General features: G+C 42.0%; 18 protein-coding genes. 10 read left to right on the top strand and 8 right to left on the bottom strand.

What is annotated here, in order from left to right:
• Positions 1 to 95 precede the first annotated feature (95 nt).
• Positions 96 to 1,043, bottom strand: coding sequence for a sugar-binding transcriptional regulator (locus tag HRU23_17910; GenBank protein NRA56018.1), 948 nt, complete (start codon positions 1,041 to 1,043; stop codon positions 96 to 98).
• A 458-nt stretch (positions 1,044 to 1,501) separates the two neighbouring features.
• Between HRU23_17910 and HRU23_17905 the strand changes: the two genes are divergently transcribed.
• The 8 genes from HRU23_17905 to tkt all read left to right on the top strand — a co-directional run bounded on the left by HRU23_17905 (position 1,502) and on the right by tkt (position 12,419).
• Complete coding sequence (locus HRU23_17905; protein NRA56017.1) at positions 1,502 to 2,914, top strand: mannitol dehydrogenase family protein; 1,413 nt, start codon at positions 1,502 to 1,504, stop codon at positions 2,912 to 2,914.
• 49 nt (positions 2,915 to 2,963) lie between these two features.
• A complete protein-coding gene (locus HRU23_17900; protein NRA56016.1) occupies positions 2,964 to 3,920 on the top strand; it encodes a substrate-binding domain-containing protein in 957 nt (318 codons plus the stop codon).
• Between the two features lie 89 nt (positions 3,921 to 4,009).
• Positions 4,010 to 5,512, top strand: coding sequence for a sugar ABC transporter ATP-binding protein (locus tag HRU23_17895; protein NRA56015.1), 1,503 nt, complete (start codon positions 4,010 to 4,012; stop codon positions 5,510 to 5,512).
• A 59-nt stretch (positions 5,513 to 5,571) separates the two neighbouring features.
• A complete protein-coding gene (locus tag HRU23_17890; GenBank protein NRA56014.1) occupies positions 5,572 to 6,501 on the top strand; it encodes an ABC transporter permease in 930 nt (309 codons plus the stop codon).
• Positions 6,502 to 6,921: 420 nt separating this feature from the next.
• Positions 6,922 to 7,575 (top strand): hexitol phosphatase HxpB, encoded by a 654-nt coding sequence (hxpB, locus tag HRU23_17885; protein NRA56013.1) that lies wholly within the window; start codon positions 6,922 to 6,924, stop codon positions 7,573 to 7,575.
• Positions 7,576 to 7,700: 125 nt separating this feature from the next.
• Positions 7,701 to 9,158 carry a xylulokinase gene (xylB, locus tag HRU23_17880; protein NRA56012.1) on the top strand — a complete coding sequence of 486 codons (1,458 nt, stop codon included), beginning with the start codon at positions 7,701 to 7,703 and terminating at the stop codon, positions 9,156 to 9,158.
• 163 nt (positions 9,159 to 9,321) lie between these two features.
• Positions 9,322 to 10,281 carry a transaldolase gene (gene tal, locus HRU23_17875; protein ID NRA56011.1) on the top strand — a complete coding sequence of 320 codons (960 nt, stop codon included), beginning with the start codon at positions 9,322 to 9,324 and terminating at the stop codon, positions 10,279 to 10,281.
• Positions 10,282 to 10,409: 128 nt separating this feature from the next.
• Positions 10,410 to 12,419, top strand: a complete 2,010-nt coding sequence (tkt, locus tag HRU23_17870) for a transketolase (protein NRA56010.1) — start codon at positions 10,410 to 10,412, stop codon at positions 12,417 to 12,419.
• Between the two features lie 324 nt (positions 12,420 to 12,743).
• Here the strand turns inward: tkt and rlmF are convergent, their stop codons facing one another.
• From rlmF to HRU23_17855, 3 genes are read right to left on the bottom strand one after another with little or no spacing between them, the layout of a single operon-like run.
• Positions 12,744 to 13,679 carry a 23S rRNA (adenine(1618)-N(6))-methyltransferase RlmF gene (gene rlmF / locus HRU23_17865; protein ID NRA56009.1) on the bottom strand — a complete coding sequence of 312 codons (936 nt, stop codon included), beginning with the start codon at positions 13,677 to 13,679 and terminating at the stop codon, positions 12,744 to 12,746.
• Positions 13,679 to 14,149 (bottom strand): DUF2947 domain-containing protein, encoded by a 471-nt coding sequence (locus HRU23_17860; GenBank protein ID NRA56008.1) that lies wholly within the window; start codon positions 14,147 to 14,149, stop codon positions 13,679 to 13,681. The genes rlmF and HRU23_17860 overlap by 1 nt, the downstream gene beginning before the upstream one ends.
• A 50-nt stretch (positions 14,150 to 14,199) precedes the next feature.
• On the bottom strand, positions 14,200 to 14,796 hold the full coding sequence (locus HRU23_17855; protein ID NRA56007.1) for a lytic transglycosylase domain-containing protein: 597 nt from the start codon (positions 14,794 to 14,796) through the stop codon (positions 14,200 to 14,202).
• Positions 14,797 to 14,994: 198 nt separating this feature from the next.
• Here HRU23_17855 and HRU23_17850 point away from each other — a divergent pair, with 198 nt between their 5' ends.
• Positions 14,995 to 15,369: a DUF393 domain-containing protein gene (locus HRU23_17850; protein ID NRA56006.1), complete on the top strand. Its 375-nt coding sequence runs from the start codon at positions 14,995 to 14,997 to the stop codon at positions 15,367 to 15,369.
• Positions 15,370 to 15,384: 15 nt separating this feature from the next.
• Here HRU23_17850 and HRU23_17845 read toward each other — a convergent pair whose 3' ends face one another.
• Positions 15,385 to 16,686 carry an NAD(P)/FAD-dependent oxidoreductase gene (locus HRU23_17845; GenBank protein NRA56005.1) on the bottom strand — a complete coding sequence of 434 codons (1,302 nt, stop codon included), beginning with the start codon at positions 16,684 to 16,686 and terminating at the stop codon, positions 15,385 to 15,387.
• 245 nt (positions 16,687 to 16,931) lie between these two features.
• Entirely contained in the window at positions 16,932 to 17,651 is a 720-nt protein-coding gene (locus tag HRU23_17840; GenBank protein ID NRA56004.1) for a sirtuin, read from the bottom strand.
• Positions 17,652 to 17,750: 99 nt separating this feature from the next.
• Here HRU23_17840 and HRU23_17835 point away from each other — a divergent pair, with 99 nt between their 5' ends.
• Positions 17,751 to 18,155 (top strand): STAS/SEC14 domain-containing protein, encoded by a 405-nt coding sequence (locus HRU23_17835; GenBank protein NRA56003.1) that lies wholly within the window; start codon positions 17,751 to 17,753, stop codon positions 18,153 to 18,155.
• Here HRU23_17835 and HRU23_17830 read toward each other — a convergent pair.
• Both HRU23_17830 and HRU23_17825 read right to left on the bottom strand, forming a co-directional pair.
• Entirely contained in the window at positions 18,145 to 19,035 is an 891-nt protein-coding gene (locus HRU23_17830; protein NRA56002.1) for a DMT family transporter, read from the bottom strand. The genes HRU23_17835 and HRU23_17830 overlap by 11 nt on opposite strands.
• 232 nt (positions 19,036 to 19,267) lie before the next feature.
• A complete protein-coding gene (locus HRU23_17825; GenBank protein ID NRA56001.1) occupies positions 19,268 to 20,245 on the bottom strand; it encodes a rhodanese-related sulfurtransferase in 978 nt (325 codons plus the stop codon).
• Positions 20,246 to 21,022 lie beyond the last annotated feature (777 nt).

The raw sequence follows: 21,022 nt of genomic DNA, 5'->3' as shown, positions 1-21,022 counted from the left end.
AAATTCACACAATGGCTTAATCATGAAAAAATGGTGATATTGAATTTTTATTCGACCAAAATCAATCATTTGATAATGATCAAATCAATATAAAATTATTGGGTAAGTAACCATCTTGCGGTCTGTTCGTCGGTAATTAAGCCGTTAATCCATTTTCCTCGCAGCGACGCTAAAATTGCGGTTTGTTTTTCTGAGCCAGAGGCAATTCCGATGATCGCCGCTTTGTTGCTTTGACGAAGGTCATGACTTGTTACCCGAGTATTGATCGGATGTTTGATTACTTGCCCTTGATGGTCAAAGAATCGACCTAAAAGTTCGCCGACAGCACCTTTCTTTTGCAGTGCTTGCGATTCCTTGTCATTGATAAAGCCGTTCGATACGATCGGGCTGGACTCGCCAATTGACCCTATACCAATAAAAATCACATCAGCATTGCTCGCTTTAAGTGCCATTTGTTGATACAAGTCGGTGCTGCACCATACTTTATGACTTTGCTCATTCGTAGAGTACAAAGGAGCGGGCAATTGGTAGTAACCCGCTTTAATTTTATCAGCAAACAACATCGGCACGTCATCGTAATAATTACACAGGCCATCTGAATTCATCTGGCTAATGAGAGCGATACATTGGTGTTGGCTTTTATTAATGTTTTCTAGATTGTTTATCGAGAGTTTTAAGGTTAACCCTGAACCAAGGCCAATGGTTAAGGGCTCGTCTTGTTTTATATACTGTGAAATTACTTGCGAGGCACCATAAGACACTAATGTTTTATGATCAGAACCACTATTTTTTTCGTAAGGAACAATTCGACACAGTGATAAATTAAACTTTTCCTGAAGCATTTTTTCGTATTCAAGACATATTGCAACCGGGTGTTTAATATCGATCGAAATTATTCCTTCCTCATTGGCCGAAGCTATCATGCGCTGCACCGCGGGGCGTGATACACCTAAAATAACTGCAATTTCGCTTTGGTTTTTTCCTGCTACGTAATATAGCCATGCAGCTCTCACCAGACTATCTAATTTGTGTTCTGCTTTCACCTGTAATTCCCTAGTGTAATTTTAAATGTTTTGGGTTGCGCCAGCCCAACACAAATTTAAGCTTCTAATGCTGATTTCTGTCGCAGTATACCTTGATTCTTATGCTGGTGTATCTAGCGTTGTGGCATTGATATATGGCTCAGGAAATATAGCAATCAATTGAAATCATCACCTTATTCACCATATTTATTAGAGATGGCAAGCAAGAACTACGAAGCAAGCGCTGCGAATAAAAGTTAAACGAGTCTATTTTCGTCATTTTACATCGCTGATGTGTATAGAGATAGCGGTGGCCAAAAAACTACTTGTTCTCATCACCAAGCTTTGAATACCCAAGTAGAAACATAAGATGAATTCTTGGTCTTATATTCGAATGTGAACAATTGATCTTGTTGTGGACAAATATTCGGCTGTGATTTATAGTGACTTTAACGAAAGGTTAATTAAAGGTTAATAGTTTGAGTGATTCACATTGTTATACATGGCTCCACATCGGTTTGGGCGGATTTCATCGTTCACATCAGGCTTGGTATTTGCAACAGTTGATAGAGGCTGGTGACAATCGTTGGTCTATTACCGCAGGTAATATGCGGTGTAATGATGAAGCGATTGCCTTGACCTTGCGTGATCAACAAGGGGAGTACGTATTAGAGACTATTTCTCCGCAAGGCGAATGCAAATATCAAAAGATCAGCTCAATAAAAACCATTATCCCTTGGCAAGAAGGCTTAGCGCCTTTAATTAATACTGGAGCCTTGGCATCAACCAAGGTGGTTGCTTTTACCGTGACCGAAGGAGGATATTATTTAGATCCTAATAATAAGTTGGATCTAAATAGCGACGATATTCAGGCCGATTTAGCCGGCGGCACTCAAACGATTTATGGCGTGGTGGCTCAAATTTTACGCCGTAGAATGGCGGCTAATCATGGCCCGGTTACCTTGCTTAACTGCGATAATTTACGTCATAACGGCGATCGTTTTCAGGGCGGCTTAATTGAGTTTCTAGCACTGCAGCAAGATCAAGCATTACTCGAATGGGTAGCCAGCAATGTTACCTGCCCTAATAGCATGGTGGATCGTATTACTCCGCGTCCAAGCGCAGAATTACCGCAACGGATCAAAGATAAAACTGGCATCATCGATAATGCACCCGTGATGGCTGAATCATATATTCAATGGGTGATCCAAGATAACTTTAGTGGTCCACGCCCTGATTTGGCGAGTGTCGGTGTCGAGTTGGTCGATTGTGTAGTGCCGTACGAAGAAGCTAAAATTAGAATTTTAAATGCCACGCATAGTTGCATTGCCTGGGCCGGTACGCTGCTTGGTAAATCATTTATATATGAAAGTGTTGCAATAGATTTTGTGCGTAATTTAGTATTTGATTATGTCACGTATGACGTAATACCTAGTTTGGCCCATGTTGATATTGATTTAGAAAATTATCGCGATGTGGTGCTAGAGCGTTTTGCCAATCCTAATATTCAAGACACGAACCAACGCGTAGCCGCTGATGGTTTTTCTAAAATGCCGGCGATGATTACGCCGACTTTGCTCGATTGCTACCAAAGAAATCACTCTCCAGAAGCGACGGCGGTATTGCCGGCCTTCTTCTTTATCTTTTTGGAAAGATGGCACCAAGACAGCCTTCCTTATGAATACCTCGACGGTATTGCTGACAAACAAGCTGTGGCCGCGATGTTCCAAAGCAAAGATCCGATTAAAGTTTATGCCAGTAACAATATGTTATTTGGTGAGCTCGCCGTTAAACCTGAATTTGAGCGTTTATTACGCGAGAAAATTGGTCAGTTAAGTTTGCAATTATCACAACAACAGGAGGGATCTATATCTAACACATATTCAGCGTAAAGCTACTCACAACAATAATATTAAACTATATAGAAAAGGAGATGTTTTAATGAAAAAGTTAATAATAGGTGCGCTATTAAGTGCGATTACTATAAGTCCAGCAATGGCGACAGATAAAATTAAAATTGGTTTTTCTAATCGAACTTTAAATGGTGCTTTTTTCAATGGCTTAACTGAGTACATGAAAATTCACGGTAAAGAAAAAGGGTTTGAACTAATTATTACTGATGCGCGTAGCGATATGAATAAGCAAATTTCAGACGTTGAAGACATGCTGTCACAAGATATCGATTACCTGATCCTCAACCCGCAAGATCCTGCTGCGGGAAAAAGAATTGCCGAAATAGCTAAACGCCGCGGTGTCGCGACGTTTATTCTCGATAGCGATATTTCATTAGAAGCGCCCGTGGTAACGCGGGTAATGGCTAATAATGCGGTAAACAATCGTCTAATTGGTGAGTTTGCAGTCGAACAATTTGGTAATAAGCCAATGAAATGTGTACTGATTAGTGGTAATCAAGGCAACTTGGTTGGCGCTAAGCGCAGCAACAACTTTTTATTAGGAGTGATGGAAACACAAATTCGCAAATATAACACGACTAACTTAACTATTTTGAGCCAAGCCTGGGGTAACTGGGATCAGCAAGGTGGTTTAAAAGCGATGGAAGATTTGATTGTAGCCCAAGGTGATGATCTTAACTGTGTATATAGTGAAATGGACGATATGGGCTTAGGCGCGATTCGGGCATTAAAAGCAGCCAATAAACTTGATCAAGTCAAAGTATATTCACACGATGGTTATAAAAGAGGCCTTGAAGCTATTCAGCGCGGTGAACTCCAAGCAACAGCTTCGAATAATCCAAATACATTAACCAAAACAATCCTCGATATTATTGAAAAATATCATGCCGGTGAAACTGAATCTCCAGATTATGTTTATATCCCACCTGTATTAATTACTAAAGAGAATGTCGATAAAGTCTATGACGCGAAGTCACTTTATTAAGCCACTGCTCGCACTTGCCCTTTAGCGCCCACTGGGCCGCTAAAGGGCTTAATTAATATAAAAATAAACAGGGGGATCAGTTGGATAAAATTAACAGTGAATATTCGATCGTTATTAATAATGTTCAGAAAAATTTTGGTGGTATCCGTGCCTTAAAGAGCGTCGATCTTAAAGTTAAAAAAGGCTCTATTCATGCGCTAGTGGGAGAGAATGGGGCGGGCAAGTCGACCTTAATGAAGATCCTTTCAGGCATCCATATCAAAGATGGTGGCACGATTAACATCGATGGTCAGGACGTTCACTTCACTAGCCCAAAGCAAAGCCAAGCACATAACATTGGCATTATTCACCAAGAGTTAGCGCTTTCTCCCGATTTAACGGTGGCTGAAAATATATTCTTGGCTGATTTAGGGTTTGGTAGTCAGTTAATTAATACCAACCAAATAAACAGTTTAGCTAAGTTGGCACTTGATCAGCTTGGGTTTGAAATTGATCCAACAACCCGCTTAGGCGATTTAAGTATTGCTTATCAACAGATGGTTGAGATTGCTAAGTCGTTGGCAAAAAATGTCAATATATTGATCTTAGATGAGCCGTCAGCGATCTTGTCCGATAAAGAAATTTCGGTCCTTTTTGAAAAACTCAGAGAGTTAAAAGAAAAGGGTGTCACCATTATTTATATTTCTCATCGGTTAGAAGAGATCTTTAGGTTAACCGATGCGATAACCATTATTAAAGATGGCACCACTGTTACCGAGCTCGATCCTAAAACTTGTACCGAAAGTGACATTATTAACGCCATGGTGGGCCGAACATTTGAAAAGTTATTTCCACCGAAACTGACACCATCAAATGAAACGGTATTAGAAGTTATTGATCTTAATACCGCCAGATTGCTGCGTAATATTAATCTTAATATCAAAAAAGGCGAGATTGTCGGGCTCGCTGGATTAATTGGCTCTGGTCGCACCGAGATAGCGCGTTGCTTATTTGGCATTGATTTAATGGCATCTGGGATTATCAAAAAAAATGGTCAAGCCTTACAGATTAATCACCCGGCCGATGCGGTTAAATTAGGGATTGGCTTGGTACCTGAAAGTAGAAAAGAGCAGGGCGCAATACTGTCACGTTCTATTCGCGAAAATATGACGTTATCAAACCTCAAGGGTTCAAGTTCATTTTTTGGCTTGATTAATCGTCTAAAAGAAACAACGGTCAGTCATAAATTACAAAAAAGTTTAGCGATAAAATTAGGCTCAATTGAGGACCCAATCTCAAGCTTAAGTGGCGGCAACCAGCAAAAGGTTGTGATAGCCAAGTGGCTCAATACTGACTGTGATGTTTTGATTTTGGATGAGCCAACCCGTGGCGTGGATGTTGGCGCTAAGTCGGAAATTTATAACATTATTGTTGAGCTAACTCAAAAAGGTTATGCCATTTTAGTTATTTCGTCAGAGCTGATGGAAATCATTGGCCTGTGTCATCGCACTTATGTGATGAGTGAGGGTGAAATATCTGGTGAGTTGATTGCCGATGAAATGACCGAAGAAAATATTATGAGGATGGCTCTACCGAAAAGAGCCGTAATTTAAGGAAAAATATAATGAATTCAATCGTGACAGAACAAGGGCTACCAACAAATAGCTTTTCAATGAAAAAGGGCTTCGCTCTGCTTGCTGAGCATTCAACCGTGGTGGTGTTTGTTGCCATGATGATCGCCGGATATTTTTTATCTGACAAATTTTATTCTGTAACTAATATTACCAATGTATTGCGCCAAAGCGTGCCGCTTGGCATTGTATCTTTGGGTATGTTGTATGTCATTTTAACCGGTGGTATTGATTTATCCGTTGGCTCGATCATGGCCTTAGTGTCTGTGGTCGTTGCATTGATGATCCCTGAATATGGTTTATGGATTGCGATATTTGCAGGGATGGTGGTCGCTACCTTGGTTGGTTCTTGTGCCGGTGGTTTGGTCTCGTATTTTAAAATTGCGCCGTTTATTGCTACTTTAGCCATGATGACAATTGCGCGTGGCTTGGCGTTAATTGTGTCTAAAGGCCAACCAATTTTTGTTGACGACGTCGCGTTTGTTGACTTTGGTACCGGGTATTTTATGGGCTTACCTTTACCTGTTTATGTGTTTTTGGGCTTTTCAATGCTCGCTCATTTTGTTTACAAAAAGACAGCATTTGGTCGCTTGGTTATCTCGATTGGTTCTAATGAAACCGCTACCCGTTTTGCCGGTATTCCGGTTGAGCGTTTTAAGTTTGCAGTATATGCCCTAAGCGGCATGGCATGTGGAGTAGCTGGGGTGATTGCAGCAACTCGAACTGGTGTTGGGTCTCCGGTGTTAGCATTATCATTTGAACTAGACGCGATTGCCGCTGTTGTGGTCGGCGGGGCGAGTTTGGCCGGCGGACGGGGCACGGTATTTAAGACGGTTATCGGCGTTTTAATTTTAAGTGTTATTTCAAACATTATGAATTTAATGAATATTTCTGGTTACCTGCAACAAGTGGTTAAAGGTGTGATTATTGTGTTGGCCGTAGTGCTAGAAAGTTTTAAATCAAAACATTAACCATGCTAGGCACGGCAAGCGCATTATAAATATCGCAAGCCAAAATCCATACATATTACGAAAAACCGCCGTAAATCCGTCCGTGGAGGCTTATTTTTCGTCCATGAAAAAGATGTTTTTCTTCACATGCACGGACACTGGCAATTTAGCCTTTTTTAGGCGCTGTAAATTTCAAAGTTTCTGAGCACTTTATTGACGACATATTGCTTTGAATATGGAGAAAACCTATTTTCAAGGACGAAAATCAGAGCTACATGGACGTATTCATGCGTTTTTCGTAATTCAAAGGAATATTTCGGTGGAGCAGCTGAAATTAAATTAATACGCTCTTGCCGTGCCACGCTAGGCTGGTGTGAGGTCGTTTGACTGATATTGATTGGTCGAGTGTGTTTTTGATAATTATTATGGATATTACAACCAATGACTAAAAATACCGTTATTTTTGATATGGATGGAGTCTTGATCGACTCTGAACCATTTTGGCGTCAGGCCCAAATCGCAGAGCTTGCTAAGTACAATGTGACAGTAACTGCTGATGACTGCATTAAACATACGATGGGCCGCAAACTGGAAGAAATTGCTCATATTTGGTGCCAACGCTTTGAGCTATCGATCGAGCCGCGCGAATTACAGCTTAATATTATGCACTCAGTCATTGCTTTAATCAAAGAGCAAGGCACGGCGATGCCGGGTTTGAATAATTTACTTAAGTTTTTAAAAAATAATAATTTTAATATTGCGCTTGCGACATCGTCTAGTCTGCCGGTTATTGAAGCGGTATTAGCGCGTCTGTCGGTCACAGAGTATTTTCAGGTGATATGCAGTGGTGATAATGAACAGTACGGCAAACCTCATCCCGGCGTTTATTTAAGTGCCGTTAAGCAGTTGCAAGTGACTCGGCAGCAGTGCGTGATTATTGAAGATAGCGTGACTGGCATGATTTCGGCAAAAGCGGCGGCGATAACGACCTACGTGATGCCAGAAGATATTAACGATCCTAAATTTAGCATCGCCGATGGTATTTTTAGTTCGCTAGAAAAAATTGAGCATTACTTGGCTAGCAAGCAATCTTAACGGTATCTATCTCGACTTTAAAATGCGCTCTACGTGTTGATTTTGGGCTTTTGCTTGAAATCTAAGCATCAAGATGCAGCTCGATGATTCATACTACCGATCAAATAATTAAATGAAACAGGCTTATGTATTTAGGAATTGATTTAGGAACCTCTGGGGTAAAGATTATTATATTGGGGGAGGATGAAGGCCTAATTGGTCAAGCGTCTGCCCCATTAACAATCTCTCGTCCAGAAAATTTGTGGTCTGAACAAGATCCACATGCTTGGTGGCAGGCAACTAATGAAGCGATGGCCCAATTAAAAGCGCAACACGGCAGCGTGTTTGGCGAAATAAAGGGAATTGGCTTATCTGGTCAAATGCATGGCGCGACCTTGCTTGATCAAAACGATCAGGTTATTCGTCCTGCGATATTATGGAATGACGGACGCAGCCATATTGAATGTGGTGAAATCGAACAACGGATTGTGACGAGCCGTCAAATAACCGGTAATGTCGCAGTGCCAGGTTTTACCGCACCTAAACTCGCTTGGCTTAAGAAAAATGAGCCAAATCAGTTTGCTAAAATCAACAAGGTCTTGTTGCCAAAAGATTATTTACGGCTGCTGATGACGGGAGATTATGCTTCTGATATGTCTGATAGTGCCGGAACATTATGGCTTGATGTGGCAAAGCGCCAATGGTCAGACGATATGCTCGCGGCTACCGATCTGACCCAGTCTCATATGCCTAAATTGTTCGAAGGTACCGAAATTACTGGCACCTTACGCGCTGAAATAGCATCGAACTGGGGGCTAAAACAAGTTCCTGTCGCCGCCGGAGCCGGTGATAACGCCGCCGGAGCTGTAGGCATTGGTGTGATAAACCCCAACGAGGCTTTTTTGTCCTTGGGCACTTCCGGTGTTTATTTTGTCGCGAACAAAAACTACCAACCCAACGCTAATGGTGGAGTACACACTTTCTGTCATTGCATTCCTGATACTTGGCATCAGATGTCGGTGATCCTCAGTGCAGCAAGCTGTTTAAGTTGGGTCACTAAATTGACTGGCGCGGCAAACGAAAAAGCATTGTTAGACGAAGTAGACACTGAAGATTTTAGCCAGCCTTGTCCGGTGACTTTTTTACCCTACTTATCGGGCGAACGTACGCCACATAATAACCCTAATGCCAAAGGGGTGTTTTTTGGGTTATCCCACAATACCTCTCGCAGTACCTTAGGCCGTGCCGTTTTAGAAGGCGTCGCTTTTGCCTTTGCCGACGGGCAGCAAGTATTGCTCGATTCGGGAACCCAAATTGCCCAAGTCTCGGTGATTGGTGGCGGTGCTCGCAGTCAATTATGGGGAAAAATTATTGCTAGTGTGCTTAATCAGCCGCTGATTTATCGTGAAGGTGGGGAAGTTGGTCCAGCATTTGGTGCTGCCCGCTTAGCACGGATCGCCGTGTCGGGACTGTCAGCGCAAAGCGTTTGTCAGCCGGGCAAGGTCACTTCTATTATCGAAAGCAACAACGCGATGTCTGACTATTATCAGCCGCAATACCAAAAGTACCGGCAGTTATACAGCTGTTTGGCGCCACACTTTTAGCAAAGTAAGCCAGTAACAGTCGTTAAATTCGACACAGTAATATAAACCGCATGCATTGTTTAACGTTAAGTTATCAACGAACTGGGCTTAACGTTAATCGCCGTGATTGGGAAAAAAGCTATCGCTTGTTTACTCAATCAATAAACTCTGTAATAGGACGAACATGAATTTATTAGCACAATTAAAACAAGTAACAGTGGTAGTTGCCGACAGTGGTGATGTTGATTCAATTAAAGCATTAAGCCCGATTGACGCCACAACTAACCCATCGCTAATTCTACAAGCGGCTAAGTTACCGCAATATCAACATTTGATCTATAACGCGATTGTCCAAACAACGGGTAGTACCCAAGATGTTTGCGACCAACTGATCGTTAATTTTGGTTGCGAAATTCTTAAAGTTATCCCTGGTCGAATCTCTAGTGAAGTCGACGCTCGTCTTTCTTATGATACTCAGGCCAGTATCGAAAAAGGTCGAAAATTAATTAGCTTGTATCAGGCGCAGGGTATTGCCAAAGAACGAATTTTAATTAAGCTCGCTGCGACTTGGCAGGGTATTAAAGCCGCCGAACAATTAGAAAAAGAAGGCATCGCCTGTAACCTAACGTTGTTGTTTAGCATGGCTCAAGCTGTTGCATGTGCCGAAGCAAACGTCACGTTGATCTCGCCTTTTGTTGGCCGGATCCTAGATTGGTACAAACAACACGAAAATAAAGAATATGAAGGTGCCGATGATCCTGGTGTGCAATCGGTAACTAAGATCTACAATTATTACAAATCATATGGTTACAACACGGTGATTATGGGCGCTAGCTTCAGAAATACCAGCGAAATAATTGAGCTTGCTGGCTGTGATCTGTTAACTATATCGCCGGCGTTACTAACGCAATTACAGCAAACGACTGGGCAGCTAGACGTGAAATTATGTGCTGATAACATTGCAGTCAAATCATCAGCTGAGATTGTGCCATTAAATGAAGCTAATTTTAACGAGCAGCACGCTGCAGATCTGATGGCAACCGAAAAGCTTGCTAGCGGCATTGAGCAATTTGCCAGTGATCAGCAATCGTTAGAAGATCTAGTTTTATCACTAATCCCACAGCAAGAAACACTTCAACAATGATTTATAGGGGGCGGTAACGCCTCCGTTTTCAATTTTTTTTAGCTTGCCCTTTTAATGCCATCTTTCACGGCAGGTGCTTGCCTGCCTGATGGTAATTTTTAATTAAGATGATCAAATAGGAATAAAACATGACCAGCAGAAAACAATTAGCAAATGCTATCCGCGCTTTAAGCATGGACGCGGTACAACAAGCACAGTCAGGTCACCCGGGTGCCCCAATGGGGATGGCCGATATTGCACAGGTGTTATGGCATGATTTTTTAAAACACAACCCGACTAATCCCAACTGGTGCGACCGAGACAGATTTGTATTAAGCAACGGTCATGGTTCGATGTTAATTTATTCTTTACTGCATTTGTCTGGTTACGATTTACCCATTGATCAACTCAAGCAATTTAGACAACTGCACTCGAAAACCCCCGGCCATCCTGAATACGGATATACCCCAGGAGTAGAAACGACCACGGGGCCGTTAGGTGCCGGATTGTCTAACGCGGTCGGTATGGCGATTGCTGAAAAAAGTTTGGCTGCACGTTTTAACCGTAAAGGTTTCGATATTGTTGATCACTATACGTATTGTTTTTTAGGTGATGGCTGCTTAATGGAAGGTCTATCACATGAAGTGAGTTCGTTGGCGGGCACTTTAGGGCTCGGCAAGCTAATTGCGTTTTGGGATGACAATGGCATTTCGATTGATGGCGAGGTTCAAGGCTGGTTTACCGATGATACGCCTGCTCGCTTTAAAGCCTATAATTGGCACGTTATTGCTGATGTCGACGGCCACGATCCAATCCAGATCCAGCAGGCGATTGAGCAGGCAAAGTTAGTGATTGATAAGCCAACCATGATTTGTTGTAAAACGATTATAGGATTTGGCTCACCGAACAAATCGAACTCTCATCAGTGCCACGGTTCACCGCTAGGCGATGCTGAAATAGCCGCGGCTCGACAATTTTTAAATTGGTCGCACCCACCCTTTGAAATACCAGCTGATGTTTATGCCGGTTGGGACGCCAAAGCAAAAGGGCAAAATCAAGAGCTGAAGTGGCATCAACGTTTTAGCGCTTATCAACTCGCCTACCCAGAACTGGCCGATGAATATCAGCGCCGGGTGATTGATAAAGAGTTACCTAAATCTTTTGCTGAGAACGCTGACTCATTTATCTTGCAATGTCACAATGACGCAGCAAATATTGCGAGTCGTAAAGCGTCTCAAAACAGCATTGAAGCCTTTGGTAAGTTGCTACCTGAATTACTGGGTGGCTCGGCCGATCTTGCGGGATCAAACTTAACCTTATGGTCAGGATCAAAGGGAATTACTGCTGAGGATCCAGACGGTAACTACTTGTTTTATGGCGTTCGTGAATTTGGCATGAGCGGCATTATGAACGGTATTTCGTTACACGATGGTTTTATTAACTATGGAGCTACTTTTCTAATGTTTATGGAATACGCCCGTAACGCTGTCAGAATGTCGGCGTTGATGTCGATTCAAAACATTTTTGTGTATACCCATGACTCAATTGGTCAGGGCGAAGATGGTCCGACACATCAACCTATCGAGCAGATCGCTAACCTAAGAATGACCCCAAATTTACAGACTTGGCGCCCGTGTGATGCAGTAGAAACTGCGGTCGCTTGGAAAGCTGCCATTATCAGGCAAGACGGCCCGTCAGCATTAATTTTTAGTCGCCAAAATTTACCGCATCAACCACGAGATAATAAGCAACTGCCTGATATTGCGAAAGGCGGTTATATATTAAAGGACTGTGTCGGTCAGCCCCAATTGATCCTAATTGCAACGGGCTCTGAAGTAGCTTTGGCGATTGATGCTGCGGCCAAATTAACGGACTCTGGACTGTTGGTGCGCGTTGTCTCTATGCCTTGTACTAACTTATTCGACAGCCAAGATATTCAATATCAAGAATTGGTGTTACCTAGTGATGTGAAATCGGTTATCGCTATTGAAGCAGCCCATGTCGATTTTTGGCATAAGTATGTTGGACGTCATGGCAAGATTATAGGTATGAACAGCTTTGGCGAGTCAGCTCCGGGTGGCGAACTACTTAACTACTTTGGGTTTACGGTCGCCAATGTAGTTGATACGGCGAAAACATTGTTAAGAGTAAATGCTTAACCCACAATTTTTGTGAGAAGGTAGATCGTAGGCAATGGTGCGCTACGATCTGTCATTGCACTTGCTGATTCGGCAGTTTAATAGTAATAAGCTTGGCTTTGTTGTGCTAAAGAGTTGCCATTTGAACAGCAAGTCGCCGTAAACCCGTCCATGGGGGCTCTGGAGCAGCATCTCGACAATTGCTCCTGTATTGTCCTAATATCTTACATCCGTGTAAGAACATGCTGCTCAAGCTTGCTTTATCAAATACCAACCCTTTCAATTAATTCGAAGCATAACTACAGTTAAGATGAACATAACCAATCAGCTCGATATTGCCGATTATTAATAGCGGGTTTTACACCAGTTATTTTGTTGGCTGTCGGTCAAAAAGCTCCAAGCAATAAAATGACTTACTTTGTTGCCTTGGCTCATCGTCACAACTTTTACTTGCGCGGCGTTTGCTTGAGTTAGGCTCTGTTGCAATGCGCTGAGGTTTGCTTTTTTAGAGACCAATGAACTAAACCACAATACCTGAAAGCGATAGTCCTGACTTTCTTTAATCATATTACGGATGAAACTAAGTTCGCCACCGGGGCACCATAACTCGGCTTTTTGACCACCGAAGTTGAGCATGTCTTTATCTGTAACTTGTTTACCCAAATTGCGCCATTTGCGTTGCGAGCCTTTAGTTGCTTCGGCCTGCGACTGATGAAATGGTGGATTGGACATGGTTAAATCAAAATATTCATTGGCTTTAATAATACCATCGAAGATCTTTTTCGGATTATTTTGTAAACGACAATCAATCGCTGATTTTAACCCTTTGTTTGCGTCGATAATGTGGTTGGCTGTTTTGATTGAAACAGGATCTATATCAGAGGCCACGAAATTCCAGCGATAACTGCGCTGGCCTAAAATGGGGTAAATGCAGCTGGCACCAGTGCCGATGTCGAGCACTGAAACTTTTTGGCCCGCTGGCGGTTTGCCATTATTGGTTTGGGTTAATAAGTCAGCCAGATAATGAATATAGTCGACGCGCCCCGGAATAGGCGGGCACAGATAATTATCGGGAATATCCCAAAAATCAATCCGATAATCTTGCTTTAATAAGGCCAGGTTGAGTTGCTTTACCGCGTTCGCATTAGCAAAATCAATCGACTTATTGTCATATTGATTCACACTGACAAATTCAGCTAGGGGTGGATGGATCTGGCATAAGTTATCAAAGTCATAACCTTGGTTATGACGATTTCGTGGATGCAGCTGTTGCTTTGACATTATTTGGTGCCAATACGGTAAGTGCCATTAGACAGAAATTGCACGACTTGGTCGCGTTTTTTACCGATTAATAACGAGCCATCATCCATAAACAAAAAGTTTTTCCAGCAACGTTTAAATACACCCCAGTTTGTTTCGATCACATGGTGGCGATCGTTGCAGTAATAAACGGTGGTGTTGTTGGCCCAATCTAAATGTTCAAGAATTTGCGCTGGTAAGTCTGGTTCTTCACTGTCCCAGGTTGCTTCCCATGGTCCCTGATTTGACCAAGTATTTGGATCAAAAGCCCAATCACCTTTTTTGAAAAAGTCAGGATGATCAACTTGGTTGCTGATGAAGCCGCCCCATAACGTGATGGCGCGGGGAGAGGTCATTGGCTTTATTTGAACACTGTCGAGTTCATTGATCGGCAAGCTCTGGTGACGAAAGATCCAAGATTTTGGGTGTTGTTCTAATGGGATATATGACATGACTGTGCGGCCAACTATTAATTAATGGCGGTGATTATAGCAAGATTTACTTACAGGCGATAACGCTGATGGAGAATTCTTACCCGTTCGACATAAGCTTTGGTTTCAGGATAAGGGGGAACGCCATTATATTTTTCAACGGTACTAGGGCCTGAATTATAGGCGGCGGTTGCTAAGCTGATATTGCCATTAAAACGTTTGAGCATTTTGGCTAAATATAAGGTGCCACCATTAATATTAGCAGCGACTTGCTGTGGTTTTTCTACCCCAAGCTGTTTGGCTGTGGCCGGCATTAGCTGCATTAAACCAACCGCGCCTTTTTTTGAAATAGCGTTGGCTTTGAAAGCTGATTCAGCATGAATGACCGCACGGATTAATGCCGCTGATACCTGATGAGACTGGCTCGCTGCGACGATTTCTGTTTGATATTTTTTATGAAATAACGGGATGTTATGCCAATTAACCGAGGAATTAACTTCGCAGGCAAAACAAGTGAAATGCAACGTTTTATAGCGCTTAGTGGCCGGTTTTTGATCCGAATAGGTCACCGAACCATTGGCATTTATATATTGGAATACTGTGGTTGTTGCTGCTTCAAGTGTTAGGTGATAACAAAGTAACATCAAGAACATCATTAATTTGAACATAATCGCCCATCGCTGACTGGTTTTATTAAGCTTAGCGGATATTGTACCGCGATAAAACCATTGTATATGCTTTGTTGAATTGCGTCGTGGTTGGTTATTTTAATTGCGGTGATTAGCGCAGTATACTTATTCGGTACATAGGTTACTTGTAACACTGGCATTAAGATCGAGTAGAGGAATTGAGTAGAGGAGCTAAGCATGCAAGATCACAACGATAAAATCACCGTCTATTACGATGGTGCCTGTCCTAGCTGCATTAAAGATCGCGCCAATTATCAAAAAATGGCTGGTGCGGCGGCAGATAATGTCTGCTGGTTTGACATAACAGATCAAGAACAAGAATTACGGCGCTTGGGCATTGATCCTGCGAAAGCATTAACCGAGCTCCATCTTAAAACTGCCACTGGGCAGATTATCTCAGAGCTCGATGCTTATATTGCCTTGATGCAACCCGTTGCAGTCCTTAAGCCGGTCGCTTGGTTGATCGGCTTACCCGTTATTCGACCAATTTTGGCGTTTTGTTATCACAAACTGGTTACTCGGCGCTTGGCTAAACAAGACCGGCTTAAGTAGATTTTCTGGTAACCTCTAGTGTAGCTTCATTCGTGGTCTGACAATTTTCATTACTTTTTCTGCAAACCATAGTGCCAGTGTTTTTGCGGTGCCATGTATCGCGCGCTGGTGCATGCGATACAGCGAGATATACACTAATTTGGCGATCCGTCCTTCAATAAACATGCTGTTTTTAGTCAGATTACCCATTAAACTTCCAACCGTACTAAACCGCGACAAATTGACTAAAGAACCGTAATCAACATATTGATAATCTCGCAAAGGTTGTTGATTAAGGCCACGGATAATATTGTGCTGCACTGCTTTAGCCATTTGATGAGCTGATTGCGCACGTGGCGGTACCCACTTATCTTCACCTAATTTGCAGGCGCAGCAGTCACCAATGACATAGATATTGTCGTGCTGGTTACTTTGTAATGTTGGTTTTACTAATATTTGATTGGCTCGGTTAAGCTCAAAGACATTAAGATCTTTGATAAAGTCTGGCGCCTTTACTCCGGCGGCCCATAACATTAAATCCGACTCAATTATGTCGCCCTTGGCAGTGACAAACCCAGCTGTTGTTGCTTGGTCTATACGAGTGTTTTCGCAAACATTAACCCCAAGTGCTATTAACTCTCGTCGGGCTGATTGTGATATCCGCAGTGGTAAAGCCGGTAAAATATTTGGTCCAGCCTCAATTAAATTGATATTTAATTTTTTTGAGGTCATGTTGCTTAGGCCATATATCTTTAATAAATCAGCCACATGATAAAGCTCTGCTGATAATTCAACGCCGGTTGCCCCTGCGCCGACAATTGAAATATCCAGTGGCTTGTCGTTGTCCGATTGATGAACCCGAGTAAAGCTGTCTAACAGCGCGTGGTGAAAACGGTCGGCTTGCTTGTGGGAATCAAGAAAATAGCAATGCTCTTTAACCCCTGGGGTATTAAAGTCATTGCTGATGCTGCCAATGGCGATAACTAAAGTGTCATAGTTTATCTGGCGCTGCGGCAATATTTGGCGGTCCTCATCATCGAGCTGGGCGGCAACAGTGAGCTGTTTTGTATCAGGATTTAAACCACAGAAGGTACCGAGTTGGAATTGGTAACCATGTTTAGCAGCATGAGCAGAGTACACAACGCCGTCAAGGTTGGAGTCAAGCGAGCCTGTCGCTACTTCATGTAATAGCGGTTTCCATATGTGACTGCGATTTTTATCTATTAGTAATATATTGGCGCGATTTTTTCGTCCTAGTTGATGGCCTAATTGCGTTGCTAGTTCTAAACCACCGGCTCCTCCACCGATAATGACGATGTTAGGTATCGTTGTTGTCATGGTAAAATCCTTAATAATATAATAGGGCTAGGTACGACAACCAAGTGCCTAGCCCTATTACATCGCTAATCCATAGTGATATAGATAAGGATTTATGTCATCAATAAACTGACAACAGCGGACAATTATTTATTGATATCGCATGACAAAATAACGGCCTATTGTGGGTTGTAGAGTTTAATTCTCCGTTATCGCTGCAGGTAATTAACCCGCGGAGCTAACAAAATAATATATAGCTCAGCAGGTTAAGAAAACTGCTTAATATATTCTAAAGCAGTCATTTTGTGGTAAGTCACTAGAGCGTAATCGATTAACACTGGATTAGGGTCGACTATTTCAATCGGGGTCGCTTGCGATTGAGCTATATCTAGTGCCATTTGGGTAATGTTGACGCTAAATGAAGTGCCGATAAATATAATGCGATCAGCGTTGAGCATCCGTTGTTGCGCTTCGCTAATTCGATAAAGCTCGGTGTAATACTCATCAAAAAGTAATACATAAGGTTTTAATGAATAGTTGAACTGCGGTTTGTCTTTAATTTTAAAGATAGCTAATAATGAGTTGGTTAAATTGTCGGGATCGACCTCGTCCCACGGTGTGGAGACTGGCACAACAACATCATCACTTTGCTGATGATAGGGGGTCATTTGGTCAAGACGGCCATGAATTGCAATATAGTTTTTGTTGCCAGCTTTACCGTCGAGACCATCGATGTTTTGAGTGATTAAATTTTTATTACTCAGCCAGTAATGAACATCGTTCGGCCCGTGATTACGGTAAGTGGCAAAGCGTGAATAATACCAGCGTAAAAATTGTTCGGGATTATTGTGATACATCCCCCGAGTGGCCATTTGCTGCGGTGTATAGTTTTTACTGCCTATCGTCCACAAACCATCTTCGCCGCGAAAGGTTGGAATGCCGCTCTGAACGCTAACGCCTGCTCCGGTAATATAGAGTGTATTCATTAAGATAATTTCTCTTATATTTATATTAATATTAATGATGATCTTATCAGGATATTAGCGTTATATAAATATATCACCAGACTCAGCAAGAGGCCGTTAATGTCAACCGAGCTAAATAATATTGCAGTTTTAGTTGAACCTAGTGGTAGTGACGTTTTTCTGTCATTAACAATCCACGGCAATTTATGCCACCAAGATTACGTGCAATTAATCCCTATGTTAGACGCGATTTTAGAGCAGGCCGACCATCGTCCAATTAATGTATTAGTTGATATTACTGATTTGGAAAGCTGGATTATAGATACCGCGTGGGATGATTTTCAATTAGGGCTTCAGCATCGGCGCGAATTTAAAAAATTGCGATTATTGGCAATCAAAGTTGGCAACAAATGTTCAGTAAAGTTGGAGATTGGTTTATCACTGGCGACGTGCATTATTTCGAAAATAAAGACGTCGCAACAGTTTGGCTCAATGAAGTCACTTGTACGTTATATTAGTTGTTGAGTTGCATCCGTTTAACAAACTTATCACCCCAGATGAATGAGGTTAAGCCCGCCAGTACTAATACTGCACCCATTACTAAGTTGACACTGATCGTCTCGTTATTGAGATAAGCCCCCAATGTTAAGGCAAAGATCGGCGTAATTAAGGTAATTAATGAAACCGTGCTCGCAGTAAGTTTTTGTAACACATAATAATACGCAATAAACCCAATTAACGAGCCAAATATCCCCAAATACAAAATAGCCCACAAAGATCTCGGTTGCCAATCTTGAATTGGCAGCGTGCCGTCGCTGAGTAACCACGATAGCAAAAATAACGGGGTCGCAAATAATAAAGCGCCGAGCGTGGTCGCCATTGGGTTAATGCAAATATCAATGCTCTTAACCATGACTGCACTAAAGCTAAAACAACACACCGAAACCATCACCAGCAGTAGCCCAATGGCGTTATCACCGCTCAGTGACAAACTATCTGAGCAGACAAACGCTAATCCTAACAATGATAATACCAGTGCTATTTTTTTGATCTTACTAAACTTAGCTTCGTTAAGAATTTTTTGGCCGAGCAAACCTGAAATAATAGGAGCCAAGCCAAAAATTAACGACATCATGCCAGAGGCGATATGGCTCGAAGCTTGGTAAGCGAACAACATGCCCGTGAAAATCCCGCCGCCTGAGTAAGCATATAAACGTAAGGCCTGCCGGTTGCGGGGGAGTTTGGTTTTGGTGATAGCCAAAATAGTGCAGCCAATAATAACGCCAATCACCATTCGACTTAATACCGCCAGTGTTGGGCTAACCGACTCACTGCTCCAAACAATACCCAATGGTGTTGTTGACCAAATTAACACAACGATTAGGTAGGCAATGACCACAGACATCTTTTACTCCAAATTTATAGCTAGTAGTTTACAAAAAAGCCGAAAAATCAATATAGTGGCTTGGTAATGACATAGTGTTGACTTGGCGCTACCAAGTCAATAACCCGATAGTATTGGCGGGAGTATTTTTATCAAGTTGATAACACAACATTTAAAGCAGGGATAACAAAAAGCGACTAATCGTGGTTACAATTAGTCGCTTTATTAAATCGTCATGTTGTATTAAAAGAGCTTAACTCACTTTATCAACATTTTTACGATCGATTTTCTGTTGGCGGCGTTCACCAATTAATTGCTCAACGTTACCACCAATATGATCTTCACCACGCGCTTGCGCTAGCATCATTTGGCGTTCGCGTTCTTCAAAACGACTACGTTGCTCATCAGTGAATTTATCAATACAGCGATGACAGCTAACGCCTTTTACATAGTGAGGGCTTTGCTTTTCTGGTTCGGTCAGCGGGAAACGGCACGCGAAACACTGGTCGTATTGACCTTGCTCTAAATCGTGGTTTACTGCTACTCGGCTGTCAAACACGAAACATTCACCTTCCCACATTGATTCTGTCGCAGGTACTTCCTCGAGATATTTTAAAATGCCACCTTCAAGATGGTAAACCTCTTCAAAACCTTGGTCTTTAAGATAAGCAGTCGACTTTTCACAGCGAATGCCGCCAGTACAATACATCGCCACTTTCTTATGCTTAGTTTTATCTAAGTTGTCAGCAACATATTGTGGGAATTCACGGAAGGTTTTGGTGTTAGGGTTGATAGCATTTTTGAATGTGCCAATTTCCACTTCATAATCATTACGAGTATCGACCAAGATCACATCGGGATCAGAAATTAGCGCATTCCAATCTTGTGGTTTAACGTAGGTCCCAACGACTTGGTTAGGATCAACACCCTCAACGCCCATTGTTACGATCTCTTTCTTTAATTTAACCTTAGTCCGTTGGAATGGGTTTTCACTATTAAAGGATACTTTATAAGAGATGCTATTTAGACGTTCGTCTTGAGCAAGAAAACTCAATATTGCTTCAATTGCTTGCTGTGTTCCTGCAATAGTACCGTTAATGCCTTCGTAAGCTAATAGTAAGGTGCCGTAAACATCATGTTCTTTCATGACATCTAGTAGAGGTTGCTGTAGCTTCTCGAAATTTTCAAGACGAACGAACTTATACATTGCACAAACAGTGATATTACTCATATTTCAAAATTACCCATTGAACTGGCCGAATCGTAAACCCGGTGCTTTAGATTGCCCCTAGCGACTATTAGTTAACTACTAATAGATAACTACTAATAGATAACTACTATATAAGTAGCTAAGGAATTAGAAGCGCATCATAGCAGAAACCACCAAAGATCAGAATTCTTTGAAGCACGTAAGTACGGAGCTGCGAGCCATTTCACTAAAAATAAAGCCTAACGACTAATAATAAGGACGAGATGGCTATTTATAGTAGCTAAAGTCGATATATTTAGTGATATTCATCACAGTTAACTTTTGGGTTGTATTATAAGTAACCAAACAGAATTGATCTGTAAAAAAGCCCTTGCCAAGATGTAAATGATCTCTATAATGCTGCCTCACTGACACGGAGAAGCAGCTTACGAAAGCAAGCGCTGAAGCGGGTTAGAGAAGAAAACAACTTCTTCACTTTCTTTTAAAACGTTGTTTAAAAAGAGTTTGAAATTAAGTGTTGACTTCGAATCGGGAAAGCGTATTATATGCCTCCCAACGCAACGAACCACAGGGTTCCAAGCGCTGCTCCTAACCATCGAGTTAGTTGAGCTAAAACGTTCTTTAACAATTAGTATTCAAATAAACTGTGTGGGCATTTGACGTAAGTATCGAAAAATACTTTATGGATATGCTCATGCAACAAACTAGAAATAGTTTGAAGTTATGAAAAGCGTAACACTTGTTATCTTCGGGTAATGAGAGGTTAAGCTAGTATTCATTGAGTCGTTCTAACGAACG

The organism is Gammaproteobacteria bacterium, assembly GCA_013214945.1.
GTDB lineage: Bacteria > Pseudomonadota > Gammaproteobacteria > Enterobacterales > Psychrobiaceae > Psychrobium.
The sequence above is the reverse complement of the archived record's forward strand: the minus strand, read 5'-3'. Positions and strand labels throughout refer to the sequence as shown.